14 protein-coding genes are annotated in these 21,708 nt (G+C 40.1%); 12 read left to right on the forward strand and 2 right to left on the reverse strand.

Annotated features, from left to right (window positions below; translation table 11 throughout):
* Positions 1–27: 27 nt before the first annotated feature.
* From I2F89_RS04020 to I2F89_RS04065, 10 genes are all read left to right on the forward strand, one after another.
* The gene (locus tag I2F89_RS04020; RefSeq protein WP_161641949.1) at positions 28–1,116 is read left to right on the forward strand and encodes a GntR family transcriptional regulator; all 1,089 of its coding nucleotides are present in this window, start codon (positions 28–30) and stop codon (positions 1,114–1,116) included.
* A gap of 261 nt (positions 1,117–1,377) precedes the next feature.
* Entirely contained in the window at positions 1,378–3,003 is a 1,626-nt protein-coding gene (locus tag I2F89_RS04025; protein ID WP_416379319.1) for a xylulokinase, read from the forward strand.
* The gene (locus I2F89_RS04030; protein WP_071866859.1) at positions 2,997–3,695 is read left to right on the forward strand and encodes an L-ribulose-5-phosphate 4-epimerase; all 699 of its coding nucleotides are present in this window, start codon (positions 2,997–2,999) and stop codon (positions 3,693–3,695) included. Before I2F89_RS04025 ends, I2F89_RS04030 begins: the two co-directional genes overlap by 7 nt.
* Positions 3,696–3,716: 21 nt before the next feature.
* Positions 3,717–5,141, forward strand: a complete 1,425-nt coding sequence (gene araA, locus I2F89_RS04035; RefSeq protein WP_195513532.1) for an L-arabinose isomerase — start codon at positions 3,717–3,719, stop codon at positions 5,139–5,141.
* A 258-nt stretch (positions 5,142–5,399) separates the two neighbouring features.
* Entirely contained in the window at positions 5,400–7,766 is a 2,367-nt protein-coding gene (locus I2F89_RS04040) for a phosphoketolase (protein WP_074799497.1), read from the forward strand.
* Positions 7,767–8,353: 587 nt separating this feature from the next.
* Complete coding sequence (locus I2F89_RS04045; RefSeq protein ID WP_195513534.1) at positions 8,354–11,242, forward strand: lectin-like domain-containing protein; 2,889 nt, start codon at positions 8,354–8,356, stop codon at positions 11,240–11,242.
* A gap of 12 nt (positions 11,243–11,254) precedes the next feature.
* Positions 11,255–11,560: an LPXTG cell wall anchor domain-containing protein gene (locus I2F89_RS04050; RefSeq protein ID WP_074799495.1), complete on the forward strand. Its 306-nt coding sequence runs from the start codon at positions 11,255–11,257 to the stop codon at positions 11,558–11,560.
* Positions 11,557–12,117, forward strand: coding sequence for a WxL domain-containing protein (locus I2F89_RS04055; RefSeq protein WP_074799494.1), 561 nt, complete (start codon positions 11,557–11,559; stop codon positions 12,115–12,117). The genes I2F89_RS04050 and I2F89_RS04055 overlap by 4 nt, the downstream gene beginning before the upstream one ends.
* Before the next feature lie 23 nt (positions 12,118–12,140).
* Positions 12,141–12,716 carry a hypothetical protein gene (locus tag I2F89_RS04060; RefSeq protein ID WP_071866853.1) on the forward strand — a complete coding sequence of 192 codons (576 nt, stop codon included), beginning with the start codon at positions 12,141–12,143 and terminating at the stop codon, positions 12,714–12,716.
* A gap of 127 nt (positions 12,717–12,843) precedes the next feature.
* Positions 12,844–13,851 (forward strand): DUF916 and DUF3324 domain-containing protein, encoded by a 1,008-nt coding sequence (locus I2F89_RS04065; RefSeq protein WP_229078042.1) that lies wholly within the window; start codon positions 12,844–12,846, stop codon positions 13,849–13,851.
* A gap of 563 nt (positions 13,852–14,414) precedes the next feature.
* Here the strand turns inward: I2F89_RS04065 and I2F89_RS04070 are convergent.
* Complete coding sequence (locus I2F89_RS04070; protein WP_074799493.1) at positions 14,415–15,296, reverse strand: hypothetical protein; 882 nt, start codon at positions 15,294–15,296, stop codon at positions 14,415–14,417.
* Positions 15,297–15,716: 420 nt separating this feature from the next.
* Between I2F89_RS04070 and I2F89_RS04075 the strand changes: the two genes are divergently transcribed.
* Both I2F89_RS04075 and I2F89_RS04080 read left to right on the forward strand, forming a co-directional pair.
* Entirely contained in the window at positions 15,717–18,140 is a 2,424-nt protein-coding gene (locus I2F89_RS04075) for a hypothetical protein (protein ID WP_195513536.1), read from the forward strand.
* A 284-nt stretch (positions 18,141–18,424) separates the two neighbouring features.
* The gene (locus I2F89_RS04080) at positions 18,425–19,417 is read left to right on the forward strand and encodes a zinc-dependent alcohol dehydrogenase family protein (protein ID WP_071866849.1); all 993 of its coding nucleotides are present in this window, start codon (positions 18,425–18,427) and stop codon (positions 19,415–19,417) included.
* 82 nt (positions 19,418–19,499) lie between these two features.
* Here the strand turns inward: I2F89_RS04080 and I2F89_RS04085 are convergent, their stop codons facing one another.
* Entirely contained in the window at positions 19,500–21,002 is a 1,503-nt protein-coding gene (locus I2F89_RS04085; RefSeq protein ID WP_195513538.1) for a helix-turn-helix domain-containing protein, read from the reverse strand.
* Positions 21,003–21,708: the final 706 nt, after the last annotated feature.

The following is a 21,708-nucleotide window of genomic DNA, read 5'->3' on the forward strand; positions in this document are numbered from 1 at the left end:
CGGAGTGAAAGGATTGGCAAAGTAACCATGGATAAAACAAAATATCAAATGATCGCAGACGAGATAAAGGATAAGATCATTGACCAAATTTTTAAACTAAATGAACCGATACCACCTGAACTCCAATTACAAAAAGACTATCAAGTCAGCCGTCATACGGTAAGACAAGCGATTGGATTGTTAGTCAATGAAGGGTATCTACGTAAAGAAAAAGGTTCTGGAACATATGTCGATGACGCGTATAAGAAAACATCAGAAAGTAGAAAAAATCAAAAGACGATTGGCGTGATCACGACGTATTTATCGGATTATATATTTCCCTCGATCATCCGAGGAATTGAAAAAGCGTTGAGTGAACAAGGATATTCACTCTTATTAGCTAGTACGAATAATGATCATCAACAAGAAAAAAACTGTTTAGAAAAAATGCTGCAGTTTGGTGTAGATGGCTTGATCGTAGAGCCAACAAAAAGTAATGAATACAATCCGAACCTTGCGCTCTATGTCCGATTGAGAGAACAAGGAATCCCGATGGTCATGATCAATGCTGTCTATGAAGAATTAGCGGTCGCCTCGATTTGTGTTGATGATGTAAAAGTTGGCTTTAAAGGGACAGAGTATTTGATCCAGCAAGGACATCAGCGATTACTGTTCATCACGAAAATCGATGATTTACAAGGAAAATATCGGATGAAAGGATTTATTCAAGCGTGCGAAGCCTACGGTATCCAATTTTCGCCGGAAGATATCATTACCTACACGACTGATTCTCGTGGGAAACTAGGTGAAAAAGTCCTCTTACAGCTAAAGGAATCGGCAAGCACCGGCATCATCTGCTACAACGATCAAGTTGCTAGCCAGTTGCTTGATGAGGTGATCGCAAAGGGTTATCAAGTACCGCAGCAATTGTCGATCATCGGAAATGATGATTCCTCGTTGAGTCAGATGGGCGCAGTGAAACTGACCACTTTAACTCATCCAAAAGAGCGGATGGGAAAAGATGCGGCAGAATGGATCATTCACACGATCCAAACGGGTGATCAAGGAGAAAACATCGTCTATGAACCTAGTTTGGTGATCAGAGATTCAGTAAGTGCAGCAAAGAATGGCGAGTAGCTGAGGGGAAACGATAAGTGTACCAGATACGATAAAAATTTATTTAATGAAAATTAGTCAATGTCTAGCAAGATTATTTGCTCTTAAAAAGGTAAAGAGGGGGAATTTACTCTCTTTGCCTTTTTTATATGGCAAATGTGAATTTATCAGGAAAAAGAAAAAGGTTTATGTACGAACAAATAACTATAATATCGTTGACATGTACGTACAAAAAGTTTTATACTGTAACTATCATAAAGAGAAACTAAGGAGGCGTTTGACATCGAAGCGAAAGAAACTAGGCTGAAACGAATAGAAGCGATTCGCACAGGGCAAACAGCACTAGGTATTGAGCTAGGTTCAACGAGAATCAAAGCAGTGCTGATCGATCAACACTATGAGCCGATTGCAGCTGGAAGTTACGATTGGGAAAACCAGTTAGAAAACGGTATTTGGACCTATTCACTTGATGAGATTTGGAAGGGGTTACAATCGAGTTATGGACAGTTAGTCGATGTAGTTTCTGCGGAGTATGAGACGACACTGACTACGATAGGGGCTATCGGCTTTAGCGCAATGATGCACGGCTATCTGGCATTCGATCAAGACGATGAATTGCTTGTTCCTTTTCGCACGTGGCGCAATGCCATTACCGCAGAGGCAGAAGCAAAACTGAGCAAAGCCTTTCATTATACGATTCCACAGCGTTGGAGCATTGCCCATCTATATCAAGCGATTTTAAATAAAGAAACACATTTAAAAGATCTTAGTTACTTTACAACTTTAGCTGGCTACATCCATTGGCAATTGACCGGACAAAAAGTATTAGGAGTTGGAGATGCCTCTGGAATGTTTCCGATTGATCGTCAAACGAAGGGATATGATGCACAAAAGATTGCTATTTTTGATCAATTGGCACAAGCGGAAGGCTTTTCGCAACCGTTAGAAACGCTCCTTCCAGAAATTCGTTTGGCTGGTGAGGTTGCAGGGACGCTGACTGAAAAGGGAGCCAAGCTCTTAGATCTATCCGGTAACTTATCTGCAGGGATTCCTGTTTGTCCACCAGAAGGGGATGCTGGCACAGGCATGGTCGCAACGAATAGTGTGGGGTTACGTACAGGGAATGTTTCAGCAGGGACATCGGCGTTTGCAATGATCGTACTAGACAAAGAGTTAGTAAACATCCATCCAGAGATCGACCAAGTAACAACACCTGACGGAAGCCCTGTGGCAATGGTGCACACAAACAACTGCTCATCAGAAATCAACGCATGGGTCAAGATTTTCAAAGAGTTCAGTGAGAGTCTTGGCGTGATGATCGATACACAGCAGATTTATGAAACCTTATTTTTGAAAGCGCTACAAGGGGATGGCGACTGCGGAGGATTACTCAGCTACGGGTACCACTCAGGCGAAAACATCACAAAAATGGAACAAGGCAGACCACTATTCGTGAGACAGCCGGATAGTAAGTTTGATTTAGCGAATTTTATGCGGATGCACCTGTCAAGTGCTTTTGGGGCGATGCGTCTAGGGATGGAGATTCTTAAATCCGAACAAGTCACGATCGATCGTTTAGTCGCACATGGTGGGATCTTTAAAACGCCGAAAGTTGCTCAAACGATTCTAGCTTCAGCAATGGAAGCACCTGTCACAGTCATGGAAACAGCCGGAGAAGGAGGCGCTTGGGGGATCGCCTTATTAGCTGCTTATCTCCAAGCGGCAGAAGCAATGACTTTGGAAGAATTTTTAGCAAAAGATATATTTTCAACCAGTGAAGGTCTGACGATCGAACCAACGGAGGAAGACTTAAGTGGTTACGCACGGTTTATTGAGATGTATGAAAAAGGGTTGCCTATCGAAGCATCCGCGATCGTATCAATGGAAGAAGGAGTGAGAGAATGTTAGAAGGTTTGAAAGAAGCGGTTTATCAAGCGAATTTAGCTTTACCAAAACAAGGCTTGATCAAATACACATGGGGGAATGTCAGTGCGTTTGATCGAGAAACAGGATATTTTGTCATCAAGCCTAGTGGTGTGAGCTATGAGGAAATGAAAGCAGAAGATATGGTCGTTGTTGATTTGAATAATCAAGTCATCGAAGGTGAACTAAATCCATCTTCCGATACACCGACACATGCGGTTCTCTACAAACATTTCCCTGAAATTGGTGGGATTTGTCACACTCATTCGACGTGGGCAACGATTTGGGCGCAAGCGGGTCTCGATTTACCCGCCATGGGTACGACTCATGCAGATACTTTTTATGGTAGCGTTCCTTGTGCAAGATTTTTATCACAAGAAGAAATCGATGCTGGTTATGAACACGAGACCGGCAATGTGATCATTGAGACATTCCAAAATAGAAATATTGATATCATGGCAATTCCAGGAGTGTTGTTACATGGCCATGGACCATTTACTTGGGGGAAAGATGCTTCCCAAGCGGTGATGAATGCCGTTGTACTGGATGAAGTGGCGAAAATGAACTTATTCACTCGCCAATTGAATAGTTTTTCCGAACCATTGCCCCAACGAATATTGGATAAACATTATTTACGCAAGCATGGTAAAGATGCGTATTATGGCCAAAAAAAATAAAAAAATAGAGGAGTTACAATCATGTTAACAATCAGTAAAAAAGAATTTTGGTTTGTCGTAGGTTCACAACATCTATATGGGGAGGAAGCGTTAGCACAGGTCAAAAAGAATGCAGAGACAATCGTTACGGCACTAAATGATCACCAAACGTTGCCTTATCCGATCGTACTAAAAGAACTAGCAGTAACTGCTGATACGATCACCTCGATCATGAAAGAAGCGAATTACCAGGAGCAAGTAGCAGGTGTGATCACTTGGATGCATACTTTCTCGCCAGCAAAAATGTGGATTCGTGGCACACAATTATTACAAAAGCCTTTGTTGCATTTAGCTACTCAATTTAACGAGAGTATCCCATGGGAAACGATCGATATGGACTTTATGAACTTGAACCAGGCAGCTCATGGGGATCGGGAATATGGCTTTATCAATGCACGTCTCAATAAGAAAAATGAAATCGTCGTAGGCCATTGGCAATCAGAAGATGTGCAACGTCAAATCTCAGACTGGATGCATGTGGCTGTGGCTTATAATGAAAGCTTCTCGATCAAGGTCGCTCGTTTTGGCGACAATATGCGTAATGTGGCTGTGACCGAAGGAGACAAAGTAGAAGCACAGATCCAGTTTGGCTGGGTGGTCGACTATTATGGGATCGGTGATTTAGTCAAAGTGATCGATGAAGTCACTGATGAAGAGGTAGCGTCATTATTTGAAGAATATAAACAACTTTATGATTTTGATTATGCCGATTATGACCATGACACTTGGGAGGCACATGTCAAAGTACAAGCAAAACAAGAAATCGGGATCAGACGTTTCTTGGAAGCGGGCAATTATAATGCTTTCACAACAAACTTTGAAGATCTTTACGGTATGCAACAATTACCTGGCTTAGCAGTCCAACGGTTAATGGCAGAAGGCTACGGATTTGCCGGTGAGGGGGATTGGAAAACAGCTGCTTTGGATCGGATGTTAAAAATCATGGCACAAAACAAAGACACAGGTTTCATGGAAGATTACACGTATGAATTAACACCAGGAAAAGAAGCAATTTTACAGTCTCACATGATGGAAGTAGATCCAACATTGGCAGTCAATCGACCAAAAATCGTTGTTTCGCCATTATCGATGGGTGATCGAGAAGATCCGGCTCGTTTGGTGTTTGACGGTAAAGCAGGCGATGGTGTTGTAGTTTCCATGGCAGATTTTGGCACGCATTACAAATTGTTGATCAATGAAGTGGAAGCTTTTGAACCAACGGAAGCAGCCCCACATTTACCAGTGGCACGCGTACTTTGGAAAGTCAAACCGAGTTTCCATGAAGGAGTAGGTGCTTGGATCCGCACAGGTGGCGGACACCATACCGTTGTGTCATTGCACCTTACGACTGAGCAGATCCAAACGTGGGCACGCTTAGTAGATTTAGAAGATATCGTTATCAAATAAATGAAATGATCAAATAAGGGACTTTAGAAAAACTTACATCTAACGACACTTTTTCAAAGAAGTAGAGCGTTATGATGTCATTTCTTAGAGATTCAAGTTAAAGTTAAATAAATACCGTAATGTTATCAACTGATCGAGGTCGATAGCATAGGCGAGCAGTCGAAAGAAGCGACGAAGATGAGTCTGGACACTCTGGTAAAGGCCAGACTCATTTTTTGTTCTTTCGTAGGACTAGCAATGATTGAAGGGGTGTTCGATATGACAAACGTAGACAAACAAATAGAATTTGAACAATTAGATGCTTGGTGGCGGGCTGCAAATTATATTTCTATTGCTCAAATGTATTTAAAAGATAATCCATTATTACGCCGTCCATTAACTAAGGAAGATGTAAAGACACATCCTATTGGGCATTGGGGAACAATTGCTGGGCAAAATTTTGTGTATGCACATTTAAATCGTGTCATCAATAAATACGATTTGGATATGTTTTACATAGAGGGTCCCGGTCATGGTGGACAAGTGATGGTATCTAATTCTTATATTGATGGTAGTTACAGTGAAATCTACCCAGAATTTACAGAAGATGAAGCCGGATTGGCTCATCTATGTCGGGTATTTTCTTATCCTGGCGGGATTGCGTCTCATGCCGCGCCAGAAACACCAGGATCGATCCATGAAGGTGGAGAACTTGGTTATTCCCTTGCTCATGCGACAGGTGCAATCCTTGATCATCCCGATGTGATAGCGGCGACAGTCATAGGCGATGGCGAAGCAGAAACAGGACCATTAGCTGGCGGTTGGTTTTCAAATGTCTTTATCAATCCGGTCAATGACGGTGCGGTGTTACCGATTTTGAATTTGAATGGCGGGAAAATTTCAAATCCGACCATCCTTGCCCGCAAGAGTGATGAGGATCTTCGAAAGTATTTCGAAGGAATGGGCTGGAAACCTTATTTTGTTGAAGGGACAGATCCCGAAGTTGTTCATCACATTCTAGCATCAACACTAGATACAGTAATCGAGGAAATCAAAGAAATCCAAAAAGAAGCAAGACAAGCACCTGCGGAATCAGCCACGATGCCAATATGGCCCGTCATTATTTTTCGGACGCCAAAAGGTTGGACAGGACCAAAGACGTGGGAAAATGAACAAATTGAAGGAACGTTTCGTGCGCATCAGGTCCCGATTCCAGTCGATTCTGAGCATATGGAACACGTCGATCATTTGATTGATTGGTTACAGTCTTATCGCCCGGAAGAGCTATTTGATGAACAAGGAAGAATTAACCAAGAAATCAAAGATCTTTCACCGAAAGGCAATCGCCGGATGTCGACAAACCCAATCACAAATGGCGGAATCGATCCTCAACCGTTAATCATGCCTGATTGGAAAAACTATGCCGTGGATACTACAACACCAGGAGCTGTCGTTGCACAAGATATGATGGTCTTTGGGGAACAAGCGAGAGATGTAATCACGAAGAATCCAACCAATTTTCGGATCTTTGGTCCGGATGAAACAAAATCCAATCGCTTGAATAAAGTATTTGAAGTGACTGATCGACAATGGTTGGAACCTAAAGATGCTTCAGATGAGTGGCAGTCTTCTGTGGGAAGAGTTATTGATGGTCAATTGTCGGAACATCAAGCAGAAGGATTTTTAGAAGGCTATGTTTTGACAGGTCGGCACGGATTCTTTGCTAGTTACGAATCCTTTTTACGTGTCGTTGACTCGATGTTGACGCAACACTTCAAGTGGATGCGTAAAGCCAGTGATCAGCCTTGGCGGAAAAACTATCCTTCATTGAACTTGATTGCAACATCCACTGTTTTTCAACAAGATCATAATGGTTATACCCACCAAGACCCTGGGGTGTTGACCCATTTAGCAGAGAAAAAAGCAGAGTTTATTCGCGAGTACTTGCCTGCAGATGCGAATAGTCTGATGGCTGTGATGGATCGTGCGCTGCAAGAAGAGCAAGTCATCAACTTGATTATTTCAAGTAAACATCCACGTCCGCAATTTTATTCTGCAACAGAAGCAGAAGAACTAGCTAATGAGGGGTTGAAAATCATCGATTGGGCTAGTACGGTTTCAGCGAATGAAGAGCCAGATCTAGTGATCGCAGCAGCAGGCACAGAACCAAACCTTGAAGCACTTGCCGCAGTCTCACTATTGAATCAAGCATTTCCACAACTAAAAATCCGCTTTATCAATGTGGTTGATATCTTGAAGTTAAGACACCCATCTGTTGATCCGAGAGGGCTAAGTGATGAAGTGTTTGACACGTTCTTTACGAAAGACAAACCAATTCTGTTTGCTTTCCATGGCTATGAAGGCATGATCCGGGATATTTTCTTCTTACGACACAATCACCAATTGATGGTCCATGGCTATCGAGAAAATGGTGATATCACCACGCCGTTTGATATGCGCGTCTTTAGTGAACTGGATCGCTTCCACTTAGCGCAACATGCAGCGGTGACTGTCTATGGTGAAGAAGCTTCGACTTTTTCTGAAGAAATGACCCAACAGTTGAAAGAACATCGAGAGTATATTCGGAAAGAAGGTCATGATCTGCCAGTAGTGAAAAACTGGAAATGGTCAGAGTTGACTCGGTGAGAATAGTTAAATGATATAAAGATAACATTAGTCAAACTGATCTTTTGGTTTCTAGTGTTATCTTTTTTTTGGTTACAAAAGAATCAGAGGATCGAGACACGCCAATAAGCATAGATTCAAAGTTGCATAAATAAACAAGTTGAGAGAAATAGATCATTGTGCGCTCGTTTCTTTATTACAATGCATTTTTCCTATACATCCATGAAAAATTGTGTCAAGTTGGCTTCATCATAGATGATGAAAAAACTATAATTATTAGCATAAATAAAATTTTTTATAGGTTTTTATCTTATTAAGTAAGCGCTACCTAATTACATAACGTTATAAGCATAAAAATTCATTTAAAAAATAAAGTGTGTTATTCTTTGTTTAATGAAAGCGATCGTCAAAAAGTTTACATAGTTTTACTTTGAAGTTAGGCTTTTCCTTTATCTATACATAATGGCGTTTGAAGATTTTCAGCTTCTTTTGTATTTAAGTAGAAATAATTGTCATTCAAATGCTGTTTACAAACAGTCCAAGTATAGACATGACTGTTTCACAAGTCTTCTTCATTCAAACGGAAGATAGATAAAGGGGGAAAACCTATGGAGATGCTAAATAACAAAAAAACGAACTCGTGGTTTTTTTGTATGTTATCGTTTATTTTTATCGCTTTTTTAGTTGGAGGCGCTCGCTCTATTTCTTATGCCGATGAAGATCAAAGCCAACAAACAAAGCCATTTGCCCAAAATGAGCACCTTGCCTTTTATCTTGAAGAAACAGATAAAGATGTCAAATTCCACGTAGATAAAAGCTTACCAGAGTCTTTGCAATTCATGATGACTATACTGGACTCGAAGGAAGCGAAAGTCCCTCTTTTCTTAAATGAAGACTCAGTGTCTGAGAACCAGTGGCTAACAGAAGAGCAAGTCACGTCCTTGTCCTTTACCAAACCAATGCAACCCATTCGACTGTTTATTCACTATCAGAGGAATGATGGGGTGGTGAGGGAGCTTACGCCACCAGAAGGACAGTTAGTTCAGATGACTCCACAACAAGCGAATGCTCAATCAACCGTTTCAGAAAGTGAACTGACCGACAAAATGAATAGCAGTAGCAGTACTGTGGAAGAAAATGGAGAGTCTGGAGAGAGTCCAGAGACGGATGAGACACAGCAATCATCCGGTGAATCAAAAATAGCGGAAGAACAGGACACGTCCTCTTCTGACTACCAACCACCCATGGCACGAGCAGCCCAAGCTTTTGCAACAGGGACAGGATCTCAATATGTACCGCCGGGAGCTATCCCTATCAGTGGCGCATTTGCCGCACCAAATGGTGGGGCTGTGGTGTCAAATGTCACGAATACAAATGACAATGGAGGAAAACCATTTTCACAAATTTCTCTTTCAGGTAGTAATAACTGGACGTCGATTTGGTCAAATGACGCATATCGCTTAGATTTCACGAAATCATTTTCACAACGTGTCTATGTCAATTTCGGCACACAACAAGCAGATGGCGTGGCGTTTGTCATGCATAACGATGCAAGAAAAACAACTGCCATTACGAACTCACGGGCGGTAGGTGTCGACGGTCAAAACTTGGGAGTCTACGGAGCGACTGGCGGCTACTATGAGTTATTGGCTCAGAGAACACCAGAAACGACAGCTATTCGTAATTCATTTGCGGTTGAATTTGATCTATTTGCCAATGAAGCAGTAACTGGTAGAGCACGCTATGACGCTCAGATTCCTGCTGGAAGTACGCCACATATGGCGTATACTTTTCCGGGTAACCTAAGCCGAACGTATCAACCAATCAATGCAGTGAATGGTGATTTAGGAGCAAATGATTGGTTCACTTTGACCCTCGCTAATCCCGGACGGATCAAACACAACAGCTTGATCCCACTTAATGGAGCTGTCAGTACCAATGTCCAAGATGGAACATGGTACGAGTTCAATTATAGCTTTAATAGCGCCACACGGAACTTTACCTATTCATTTAGGAATCCTGTCAATGGGGCAAAAACTACTGACACAACGATACCTTGGGGGGATTTGAACTCGGAATTGCAATTAGCGACCAACAACAATCGAGCCTACTGGGGATTTACAGCGGCCAACGGTAGCGTATCAGGACAAGTTCGTTTTGCTTTTACTCAGCCACCGATACCGATAGGCGCGACAGTGACGAGTAATGTATTGGACAACGCCAATACATCGGTGACTGTTCCAAGTACAGATACAAGTAAAAGTAAATATTTGATGAGTGAGCAGCCTGCTAAGATCCAATCAACGATAAAGGTAAATACAGGTGAAGCAGCCTTGAATACTACGAAGTGGACGACGGTGCTTGATGCGAAAGCAATCAATTTGGCAACAAATGCGACAGTCACACCGACGATCACGAAAACGACTGCCGCAGGGGTGACGTCAACGATTGCCCCAGCAAATTTATCAACAGTCGTGACAAATAACGCGACGACTGGCGTGATCACAGTGGTCACGACGATAGCCAATAACGCAATCAATCTCAATCCAGGAGATTCAGCGACACTGAGTTATTCAGCACCAACAAGAACATTGTCAGTCGATGCACTAACTAGTTACGGAAGTTCAGTCTTGGCAAATCCAGTGGGAACGACGCCAAATGATACAACAAACGTCACCTACTATGGCGATACCGTGTATTATTGGGTTCGAAAAACGGATCAATTTACTACTCTGTCATGGGAAAGTGTCAATACGGTGCCCAATTTTAGTGAGACGCTAGATATCTCTGCGAATCGCGATCCTGGATACAAAAAGACATTCTATTGGAAAGATTTAGATGTTGGCGATCGATTGAGTTTCAAAGTGAGAAAGGGAACGACTTATCTGACCGATGTCCCATTTTCTGATGTCACGACAACAGGGGCAACAAGTTTTAATGCAAATACACAATTAGCGATCCCTACAAAATATTTTGATTATGGTGAAAATAAATTTGTCATCGAAGTGTACTCTTCTGGGAAATTGACGAAACCCGAAGAACCGGCAGCGTCATTAAATCTGACGGTCACCTACACTGGAGAATTAAGACTTGAGCAGGCACCAAGTACATTCAAATGGACGAATCGAAAGGTTCGTCAAAGTAAAGGGATCTTGGATCGTGATGCGGGCAATAGCTTAGAATTAAAGGTATGGGATTCGAGAGATCCACGGACAACAAGAAATTGGTCGGTTGGTCTTTCGATCACGAGTGGAACGAACGCACCTTTTTCTTTCGTCTGGAAAACAAGTCCTACGAGTGCTGTTCAAAATTTGGGTAATTCACCAATCAAAGTGTTTGATTCTGCGAGTGTGACACCGACAGGTTATCTTTATACGCTGAATATGAGTGAAAATGCCGGTGTTTTGTTGAATAGCTCGAAACTGTTGCCTGTGGGTGATTATAGCGGACGAGCGACAGCCAATTGGAAGCTATATGACACAGCTACGATCGAATAAGGAGGCGATGAGATGAAGCGAATAACTACCAATCTTTTGTTCCTGCTTAGTGTTGTTTTGTTCACTGGCTTTGTGCGAGTCGCTCCTGCGTTTGCCGACGAGGTGATTGCTTCCGATCAGCAAGAAATCCAGTTTGAATTATATGAAAAAGACGAAGTTGCTCCCACAGATAAGGGTGAAAGTGGAACGAGCAAACCGCAAGCGGAGGGGATGCTTCCGCAAACGGGTAGTTTGTTGTATGGAACGTCTGCATTTCTCGGTACATTGTTGATTGGATTTGTCGGACTGATGTATCGATTAAGGAGGCAGAAGCGATGAAGCCTAAAATCAAATGGTTGCTACTATTTATCTTGCTGCTGATGTTTGTTTCCCCTTCAAAGATCCGAGCGTCTTCTGTGAGTGAAGAGAAAAAATCAGCAGTGAATGTCCAAATCATCGGACCTGCTATTTATTTAAAGAAAGTGATACCACCGACTTTTGATCGCTACCCAGTCCCTGAGACGGACATTGAAGTACCAGCAAAGCAAGATCTAGTGATCGAAGTGGTTGACAATCGTTCTGGAACGAATGGGTGGAAACTCGATTATTCCTTATCTGCTTTTAAAAATCAGCAGGAATATGCAGCAAAACTTTCTATGAAAGACGGACAGTTGACGACAGAACGAACAACCGTCTATCAAGTCAATGATATAGAAAATATCAGTCATGGCGAAACGCAAGAACTCGTCAAAGTCAGTCAAGGAACAAAACAAAACTTTCGATTGATCATCCCGAAAGAAAGTATTAAGTTGAGTGTTCCTGCTAATAGTCCAAGTGGTACCTATAAAGCGATACAGACGGTCAACCTCGTAAATGTGGTTGCCGATGTAGATTAATTGAAAATCAAGGAGGAATAAAAATGAATCATAAAACAAAAACATTGAGTGCAGTATTCGCAGGGTTGATTTTAGTAAATATAGGTGGAGTAGCAGCATTCGCAGCAGAGGTACCAGGACAAACTGGAAGTACACCGACGACTGTGACGATTACCGATGCTACTTCAGGAGATTTAAGACTCGATGCCGTTCCAGCGACTTATGCGTTTGAAACGGAAATCGAAAATGGTACGTATTCACTTAGCACTGGAACGATCGGTACACCAGGAAATATCGTTGTTTCAAATGATAGCATCGCTCAAGCTTGGTCAGTGAGAGCAACTGTTGCGAATAATCAATTGACGCGAGCAGCTGCGCCAGCCACATTTACTGTGAATTCATTCCAAATCAATGGCGCACAATTAGTTGGTACAGGTGCAACTGGAATTGTCGCTCAATCAGCTACTACACCAGATGCCGGAAATAATACCGGTCAAATCACCACTCCGGTAACATCGATCGCGATTGGTTTTACTGATCCGAGCAATGTCTTACAAGTAAATAATGTCTTGAACGGTACGATCAATTATCAATTGTACAATACGGCAAATGCTTCTTAATGGCTGTGCCCGAATTGAGAAGATTGGAGCAATCGCATTCAGCGATTGCTTCAATTCTTTCTATAGGTTTTTGTTCATGATCAAATCTATAGGAAAAACCAAATGAATCGATAAATGAGGTGTAGTGATGCGGAAAATAATTTTAGCCATTTGTTTCATGTTTGCTTTTTGCTTCCCCTTAGTCACCGAGGCAGAGACTGAGAGTGAAGTGGGCTTTCATATCAAAGCAATTATTCCAGAAAATCAAGCCGATAAAAAATTAACTTATTTTGATTTACAACTAGAACCTGGTCAAAAACAAACGATCAAGTTCCTGATAGAAAATACATCGAATGAAGAGTCAACTTATCAGGTTGCAGTCAACCAAGCCTATACGAATGATCAAGGATTTATTGATTATACGCAACCAATGGATGAACCAGATATACCGGACGAATTTCAAATCGACAACATTGCGAAAGTCCCAGAAAGCATCACTTTAGCTGGTGGAAAGTCGCAAGAAGTTAGCGTTGACCTTACAATGCCAGAAAAAGAATTTGATGGACAAATCTTGGCAGCCATCCATGTCATGAAAGTAGGTCAAGCGGAACAAGAGGGACAAATCGTTAATAATTATGGCTATGTCTTAGGATTGAAATTAACGAATAACACGAATGAAGTGCAAAGAAAGGTGGAATTGGCAGGCGTCGAACCAGCCATTTCATTTGGGAAAACAAGTGTGGTAGCAACCTTGAAGAATCCAACGATGGATGCGATCGGTCATTTGAAATATGTAGCTGAGGTGAAAGATGCCACAGAGGAAGTCATAAAAGAAGTATCCTATGATAAAAAGATGCAAATGGCGCCCTTGTCGACGTATCGATTTGCGATCGATTGGGACAATGAGCGACTGGAAGCGGGAGATTATTCCTTGCATTTGACAATCTCAGATGCAAAAGACAACGAGTGGGTATTCGATCGCAAATTTACCATCAGTGAGAGTGATGCGAAAGAAGTGAATAAGGTAGCAATCTCTGAAGTAAATCAACAGTCGATCCCGACGTGGGTCTATGTAGTTGTAGGTGTCTTACTTGGGGTTATCATTCTATTGATCATTTATTTTCTATTCATACGTAAGAAGAAAAAAGAAGAGTAACCAAAAGGGGTTGTGATCCTTATGTTAACACGAGTCTTAGCATAGGGATCACAATCTCTTTCTGTCAGTTAGCGTTTTTTATAGAAATAATAAAGCACACTGATAAAAAAAATCACAGATATTAGAAGGCCGATTTCGTAATATACAAACACCCTCAGAGAATCGTAAAAGTAGTATGCCATGATTTTAGTGATAAAATAAATCACTGGACATGCAGCTAGGAACACCAAGAAAGTGCGCTTAGTTAATTTAAAGAAATAAAAAAATGCTAGCACGGCAATACATAAAGGAAACCAAAATAAAAACTTGCTTAACTGAACCAACATCATTCACTCCTCTATTATCTTCGTAAATAAATAATACCATTTCTGTGTTATTTTTAAAACTATTAATAGTATCATAACAAAATATTTTTTTTGATTTCAAAATAAGAATAAGGAGTTATTATATAGGAAACCTTGATTTATATTAGTTTGTGATAAGCTGATCATGCGAAGTCTTTGTTTTTTAATAACATCTATAAAAATAAAATTAGGTTCCTTTGTTATATATCGACCATTTTTTTAAAATGATTTTAACGAATTTGTATGAATAAACTGTAAAACCATTTCAGTGATCCAAGGACAGTCATGACGGCGCATACTGAATGGTTGGTACCCATTATAGCGATAGATATATTCATTTTTCCAACCTTTTGTTTTAGTCTGCTTCATTTGTAATAAGTCAATCAAAGGTTGTAAAGCCTCTTGATCAAGGTCATTAGTATGAGAAGCAATGTAGATAAGATCGGTCAGGGATAAAACATAGCCTTGTGGAAACATATTTTCTGTAATATGTGCAGAAATGGGCTGTCCATTCGACAAACGTTTGAACCATTGATGTTTTTCCATATATATCACACCATCAGTAATCATTTGTTTTACTTGTGGATCAGATTGATCCACCATTTTTTGATAAGTGATCAATGCACGAACACTTTTTCCGATGCCAATGTAACAAGGAGTTTTTCTTAAGCAACCACCATGTTGGCAAATACCACGTCCTGTCCACGAGATTGTTTGATTACGTTCAAAGAGCTGATAGTTTTTGATCCACGTGAGTGCTCGCTGGGCAGGGAGTGTCTGTCCTAAACCGAGACGAACATAGGTCTCCAGTAACATCGCGTTGTAACAAGGAACGATATCTTCTGCTTTTCCGGTATAAGAAAAACCGTCTGGTGTCGCCACCATTTCTTCTACATATTGGATCAATGACTGGGTAACTGGTAATTGATTTGCATAAGGGATTTCTGCTAAACCGATTAAAGCAAAAATTTTCCCTAGAGTGGATAGATTCTCTTGTTGCTCATATTTTTTGACGATCAGTGATTGCTCAAGATAGAGCATCGGATCTTCAATCGGCTCATTTTGTTGTATTTTCATTTTTAATCGAAAAGCTGTATCCATAAAAGCATCACTCCTTCCATTGCTTATTGTGACTATTTGATAAGGGTTTCATCAATCAAGTATATCATCAAATGGTTGATCAGTAATGGAGAATCCAAAGAATCATAGTTGGAACATTTTAATATTCTTTTTTTTATTTCTTTAAAAAAATATGATACTGGGAGAATTCTAATAATTCAGTGTTCTTTTATAGCAATAATCAATGGCGAATAATTCTAATTTATTGGTGTTAATTTATTTCTATAATAGGAAATAATAAGCACAATAATGATGATAAATGGTGTTATTATTCTTGGTGTAAAGGATGTGGATTGTTATTTCTTTACAAAAAACCGCCAATAAAAGGGGGCTATGAATGGGTGAAGAATCTATTCATAGATAATTGGTGAGCTAAATTTTCTTAGGAGGATGATCTACATTATGAAAAAAAGGAAAACAATGTGTCAATTGATGTTGCTCGGTCTCACTGTGTCAGCAATGATGGTGCCAGTTTCCCATGTGTCAGCTGCAAATCAATCAGTAGAAAAGAGCAAGGAGAATGATTCTATACAGACGAGTCAACTAAATCAGTCTTTACTAGGATCAATCACCTCCGTCCAAGAACAAATCAATAGTTTAGAACAAAAGTATGAGTTAGTCGCTTATGATGCCACTGTCTTGCCCGAAAGAATTGACTCTGCCTCACTCTTAGTGGCTGCAGATGTGAAAGTCGTTGATGAAGAAGGGGAGCCGCTAAGTGGCTTCACACCTTATATCAAAGGAACAACTGTTGAAGAAAAGCCAGGGGAATATCAGATGACCATTGGCTTAAAAGAAGATGCCAGTGTGGAAAACACAGTAAACGTTACAGTTTTAAATGATAAGCAAGAAACAAAATATACGATTTTAGCAGAAGACGTGACCGTACTAGTAGGACAAACTGATACTGATTACATTCTAAAAGTTGCTGGTGCCTATGCACGTAATGAAAAGGGCGAGTTATTTGATGTGATCGTAAAAAGCTCAACCGTTGAAAATCAATTAGGTGAGTATGAAATGACATTAGGGATCAAAGAAGATCCTCGGGTGGAGCGTACGATCAAAGTTACTATCACAGATAAAGAAAGTTACACATTCAGTGCGCAAGATGCTACAGTCATGGTAGGACAAACGGATGATGCTTCAATCATCGCAGCTGCTAATGTCGAGATCACGAATCAGCGTGGTGAAGCAGTGGATGCAAAAGCCGTGATCAAGTCATCGACTGTGCAAGACATCCCAGGAACTTACAAGGCACTGATTGCTGTAGATAAAGATCTAAGTCTTGAAAAAATGATCACTGTCACTGTGATGCAAGAAAATGATGGAGTGACAGGTGTTCACGAATATCAATTTCTCGCTGAGGATGCAACAGTTTATGTTGGTCATACAGATGAACAATCGTTGATAGATGCAAGCGGAGCTTATGCTTTTGATGTAACAACAGGAAAAGTGGCAAGAGTAATCATCAAAGAATCAACGGTGCAAGATACTCCTGGAACCTACGAGGTCATATTTGGGATTGAACAAGATGCTGCTGTTGAAAAAAAGGTGAAGGTGACTGTTCAACAGCTAGAGAACCAACCAAAGTATCGCTTGAATGTGTGGGAAACAAATGTCACTTTGGAAGTTGACCAAACGGATGAGGAAGCGATCCTCTGGGCAAGTGGTGCAGAAGTCGTTGACAAAGATGGTGGTTTATCCTATGAAGCCTATCCAATGATCAAATCGTCAACCGTTGAAAACAAAGCAGGTATCTATGAAGCAACGATTACAGTTGATAAAGACCTTTCAATCGAGCAGAAAATCCAAGTGACAGTCATTGGTGAGGATACAACTGAACCTGAATTGTCCTATGAACTTTACGCCAATGATGGGTTTACTACGATCGAACGTACAGATGATCGTTCAATCATCGAAGCAACGAACGCCTATGCCTATGATAGTCAGGGAAGAGCGATCACTGTTATCGTTAAAGATTCAACAATCAAAGCGGAAGTTGGTGTTTACCAAGTCACTCTAGGGATTAAGCAAAACCCTTCGGTTGAAAAAACAGTCACTGTAACGATTGAAGAAAATGATTCTGAAAATCCTACTTTTGATTATATATTGTTAGCAGACGATGCAGAAGTGATGGTCGGTCAGACCGATGATTATTCCCTTCTTATAGCAACGAACGCGTATGTGTTCAACCAAACGCTAGGAAAACAAGGTACACCGATTATCAAGGCTAGTACAGTGAAAGATACTCCAGGAGAGTATGAAGCGACAATCGGTATCGAACAAGATGACCGTGTAGAAAAAACAGTGAAAATCAAAGTAGTTGGGGAACAACTACCACAACAAGAGTATATTTTAAGCGCAGCGGATGCTGCTGTAACTGTCGGTCAGACCGATGACCAATCAATTTTAGTGGCGGTCGGGGCCACTGTAACGGATTTATCTGGTCAACCAGTAGAAGCGTTACCAGTGATCAAAGCATCGACAGTCAAAGATGAAGTTGGCTACTATGAAGTAACGATTGGTATTGATAAAGGGGATATTGAGAAAACAGTCAAAGTAATCGTTCGTTCTGAAAATTTGACAGAAGGCTATGTGTTTATGGCAGAAGATGCCGTTATTACGGTGGATGAAATAGATGATGCCTCTATCATCAAAGCAACAAATGCACGAACCGTCTATAGTGATGGCAAAGTCGTGAAAGGTGCAGTCATCAAAGAGAACAACGTGTTGCCTATTCCTGGCGAATACGAAGTGGTACTGATGGCGAATCAGTATGGGTTTGGGGAAAAAACAGTCAAAGTAACAGTCGTAGCCGTCAACTGATACGTAGTTGCTAGGAAGTGATCTGTAACGTGCTATGATCCCAAGGCTACTTAGTTCATTGATCATAGCACAAGAGGTGGGAATAGAAGTTTTTAGTCTCAAAAAATAAAGCGACAGCCATGAAAATTGCTTCTTTAAATTTTTGTGGCCGTCGTCTTTTTGTCGAAGATAGTACTTCTGTTCCCACCGTTTATTCGTTTCTAGGGTGGCACACAGTCTTCTTTTTATTTCAGGGAAATGATACACTTGTTAAAAGAACCCAACGATCATCAAAGGAGAAAAAAATGAAAAATCACTGTCTGATTTACCGAGAGTTTGGTTTGCCGCAAGAGGTTGTGCAACTAGAAGAGCAGCCACTCACTTTAAGACAAGGAGAAGTCTTGGTCAAAATGCTGATGGCGCCAATCAATCCTTCTGATTTGATACCAATCCATGGAGCTTATGCGCACCGTATTAGCTTGCCACAAATCGCTGGATATGAAGGTGTCGGGGAAGTAATCCAAGTCACTGATCCTCAGGATGAGCAAATGATAGGACAATACGTCTTACCACTACGAGTAGCAGGAACTTGGCAAACCTATCACATAGTATCAAAGAAAGACCTCATTATTGTCCCGTCTTCGATCGATCGACTGACAGCTGCTCAAATGTACATCAATCCTGTAACTGCTTGGTTGATCTGTACAAAAGAATTGGACCTGAATAAAGGAGATCATGTTTTGCTTAATGCAGGAAATTCCTCCATTAGCAGAATTTTTATCCAATTGAGTAAAATTTTATCATTTAAAGTCATTGTAATTGTTCGACACGAAAAATATAAAGAAGAGTTAACCGAACTAGGAGCAGATTTGGTCGTTGTTTGGGATGAAGAAACAACATTGACTCAAATTTTGGCACATACAAATGCCAAAGGGGTCCGCGCAGCCGTTGATCAAGTTGGAGGGGAAAGTGGTGAGATCCTTGCACGAGCGGTCCAACCTTATGGGAAGTTCATTGCGATCGGGTTGCTATCTGGTCAACAAGTTGATTGGTCATTTCTCCATACGTTGCCGATCCAAGCTAAAGTCTATCATCTAAGGCACTGGGCTGACTCGGTTTCAAATGAAGAATGGCAGAAAGTATTTCAACAATTATTCCGTTTGGTTGAGGAGGGACAATTGAATCTACTAACCACAGCTCCTGTATATCCAATCTCTGACTATCGTCAGGCTTTAGAGGAGGCAGAAAAGAAAAAAAAGAAAATATTTTTAAATTTTGATAGTGTATCAGATAGATGACCGAACAAAAAGAGTAACCTGTGATCAAAAGCAGGTTACTCTTTTTTTATTTCGCGAATAAAGGACAAGTAGCGTTTTTGTTCTATTTATTTTCTAAATAAGCAGGCAAAGACAAATAAGTGATCGTCTCCATTAAAAGACGCCAGTCCGCAATCGTCGGAACATTGGAGATGCGATGAATTTGGCAAGTCTGTTCATCGATCAAATGAAGATCATAATTACAAACTACTAGATCAGCTTGGTAGGTTTCGATCGATTCTTTTGTGACAGCATGTTCAATTTGAAATTCGATCGTTGAACGTTGCATAAAGAGTGTCTCAATTTCATTCAGGATATAATCATCTAAAGATGGCGGTCCTTGGATCGTAAACAAAATACGTAAAGGACGATACGACTGTCTCATCAAAAGCGAAGCATGAAACGTTGTCAACGCAGCTGCGAGATAATCGATATGAACAAAACCAAACAATGGATTATTTTTTAGAAGCGTCAATTTTTCAAGCCATACTTGGTAGATCTCAGAATAACGTGCTTTCATTTGAGTAACCATAGTTGGTGAATGTAATTCGTAAGTATGGCTCATTTTAGAAAGTAAACGCGCATTGACTAAGTAGGCTTCCATTTTTTCTAGTGTCCCGTTTTTGATCATGTGTTCTGGGAAAACAGTCGCTAGAAAACGTTGGATCGCTTCGATGACAGTAGGGTTTTCTTCTCGATAAAATGCATAGGAGCGTCCATCATCTAAATTACTTTGACGTGTGTAGGAAATACAATGAAGTGAGACTAAATATAACCACATCGTTTCATTTAATGAGAGCGTTTCATTTGAGCGTGAAAGATAGTAATCCTGTAATAATGGCTCAAGTGAAGAGAAGCCTTTACTACTTTTGATCAACACTTTGATACTTCGATTCAAGTTGCAAAGTTTTTTACACTTCCACCGCGCTTTTGCAATCGACAGCCATAAAGCGGCACGAAAATGGCTAAAATGTAAAAAGGCGTGATCTCTTTTATGACCTTCGTCAACTAAATACTGAGCATCGATCTCACTATCTGAATCAATGATCGTACTATCGCCAAAACTTGAGTAAAAGGCAAAAAAGCAAAAACGAATATCTTCCTCTCTACCTGACAAAGTCAATGGTCCAGTAGTGATCGTCACGCTGAATTCCTTCAAGATATTATTCATATGACGAATCGTTTTAAAAATTGTACTTCTAGAGACCATCAAGGCATCGGCTAATTCATCGGTTGAGTAGGTCACATTATGAAGTAATAGATCCATGATTTGGTAAGTGATGGTCCTTTTTGCTAATAAGGTGATCATCGAATCGATCGTCATTACTTTTTTGTATTGGAATGATAATAGTCCTTTATGATCAATCTTTAGTGAAACACACTGCTCATTCAACGCTTGATTGATTTCTTCAATGTCTTTTTTGAGTGTAGGCTTTGACTTCTCTAAGTCAAGAGCAAGATCATTGATTGTTAACTGGTTGGTTTTATTTTTATGTACTAAATTTAAAATTTGATATTGTCGTTTAAACTGATTATCAAGTTGTAAGGTGATGGGTAAATTTTCCATTATTCTGGCTTCCAATCTTTATTTTTCTATAGATATGTAAGAAATAGAGTCTCTCTTTAATGTTAAAACACATAGTTAGATAGGCTAAGGGGAAGATGTGCATAGTATAAGTATACAAAAAAAACAAACGTTTTAAATGGAAAATTCATGATAATTTAAAAATAATGTGTTTTAAATCAAGGAGGAATAGTTGGAATTACAGTGTTTTTTATCGAATAATTGTTTTTTAAATAATTTTGTTATTTTTTAAAAGTGAGGAGATTTTGTTTTTCCAATAAAAATTATGCAGAAATTTCCTAGGTGCATAGTGTGATATTTTTTTCTAAATAATAAAAAAAAAGTTTTTGACTATGGGCGCGTGTATTGTAACCAATGACTATTGCTAGAATTACGGAACTTATAGAAATAAGGTAGTGCTTTATTTTTTTTGTTTGAGAAAAAAATAAAAATAAACAAAAAGTAGATTAGTGTTATTATAATCAAAAGATGAAAAAATAATAGTTTTATTACATTGTTATTTAATATCATAGTTTCATCTGGATAAGAAAGGGGTGCATACATTTAATTAGTCAAACATACAACTAGCGGATATCAAAAAAAGTAGGCATGTTCTATTACGAAGAACAGTTGTGTAGGGTATCAATCGTACAATAGAAGATATTAAGTAGAAAACGAAGCACCATAAGTCAGTACATTCAATACATTG

The organism is Enterococcus sp. 1001283B150225_161107_E12, from assembly GCF_015556925.1.
Classification (GTDB): Bacteria; Bacillota; Bacilli; order Lactobacillales; family Enterococcaceae; genus Enterococcus_B; species Enterococcus_B mundtii.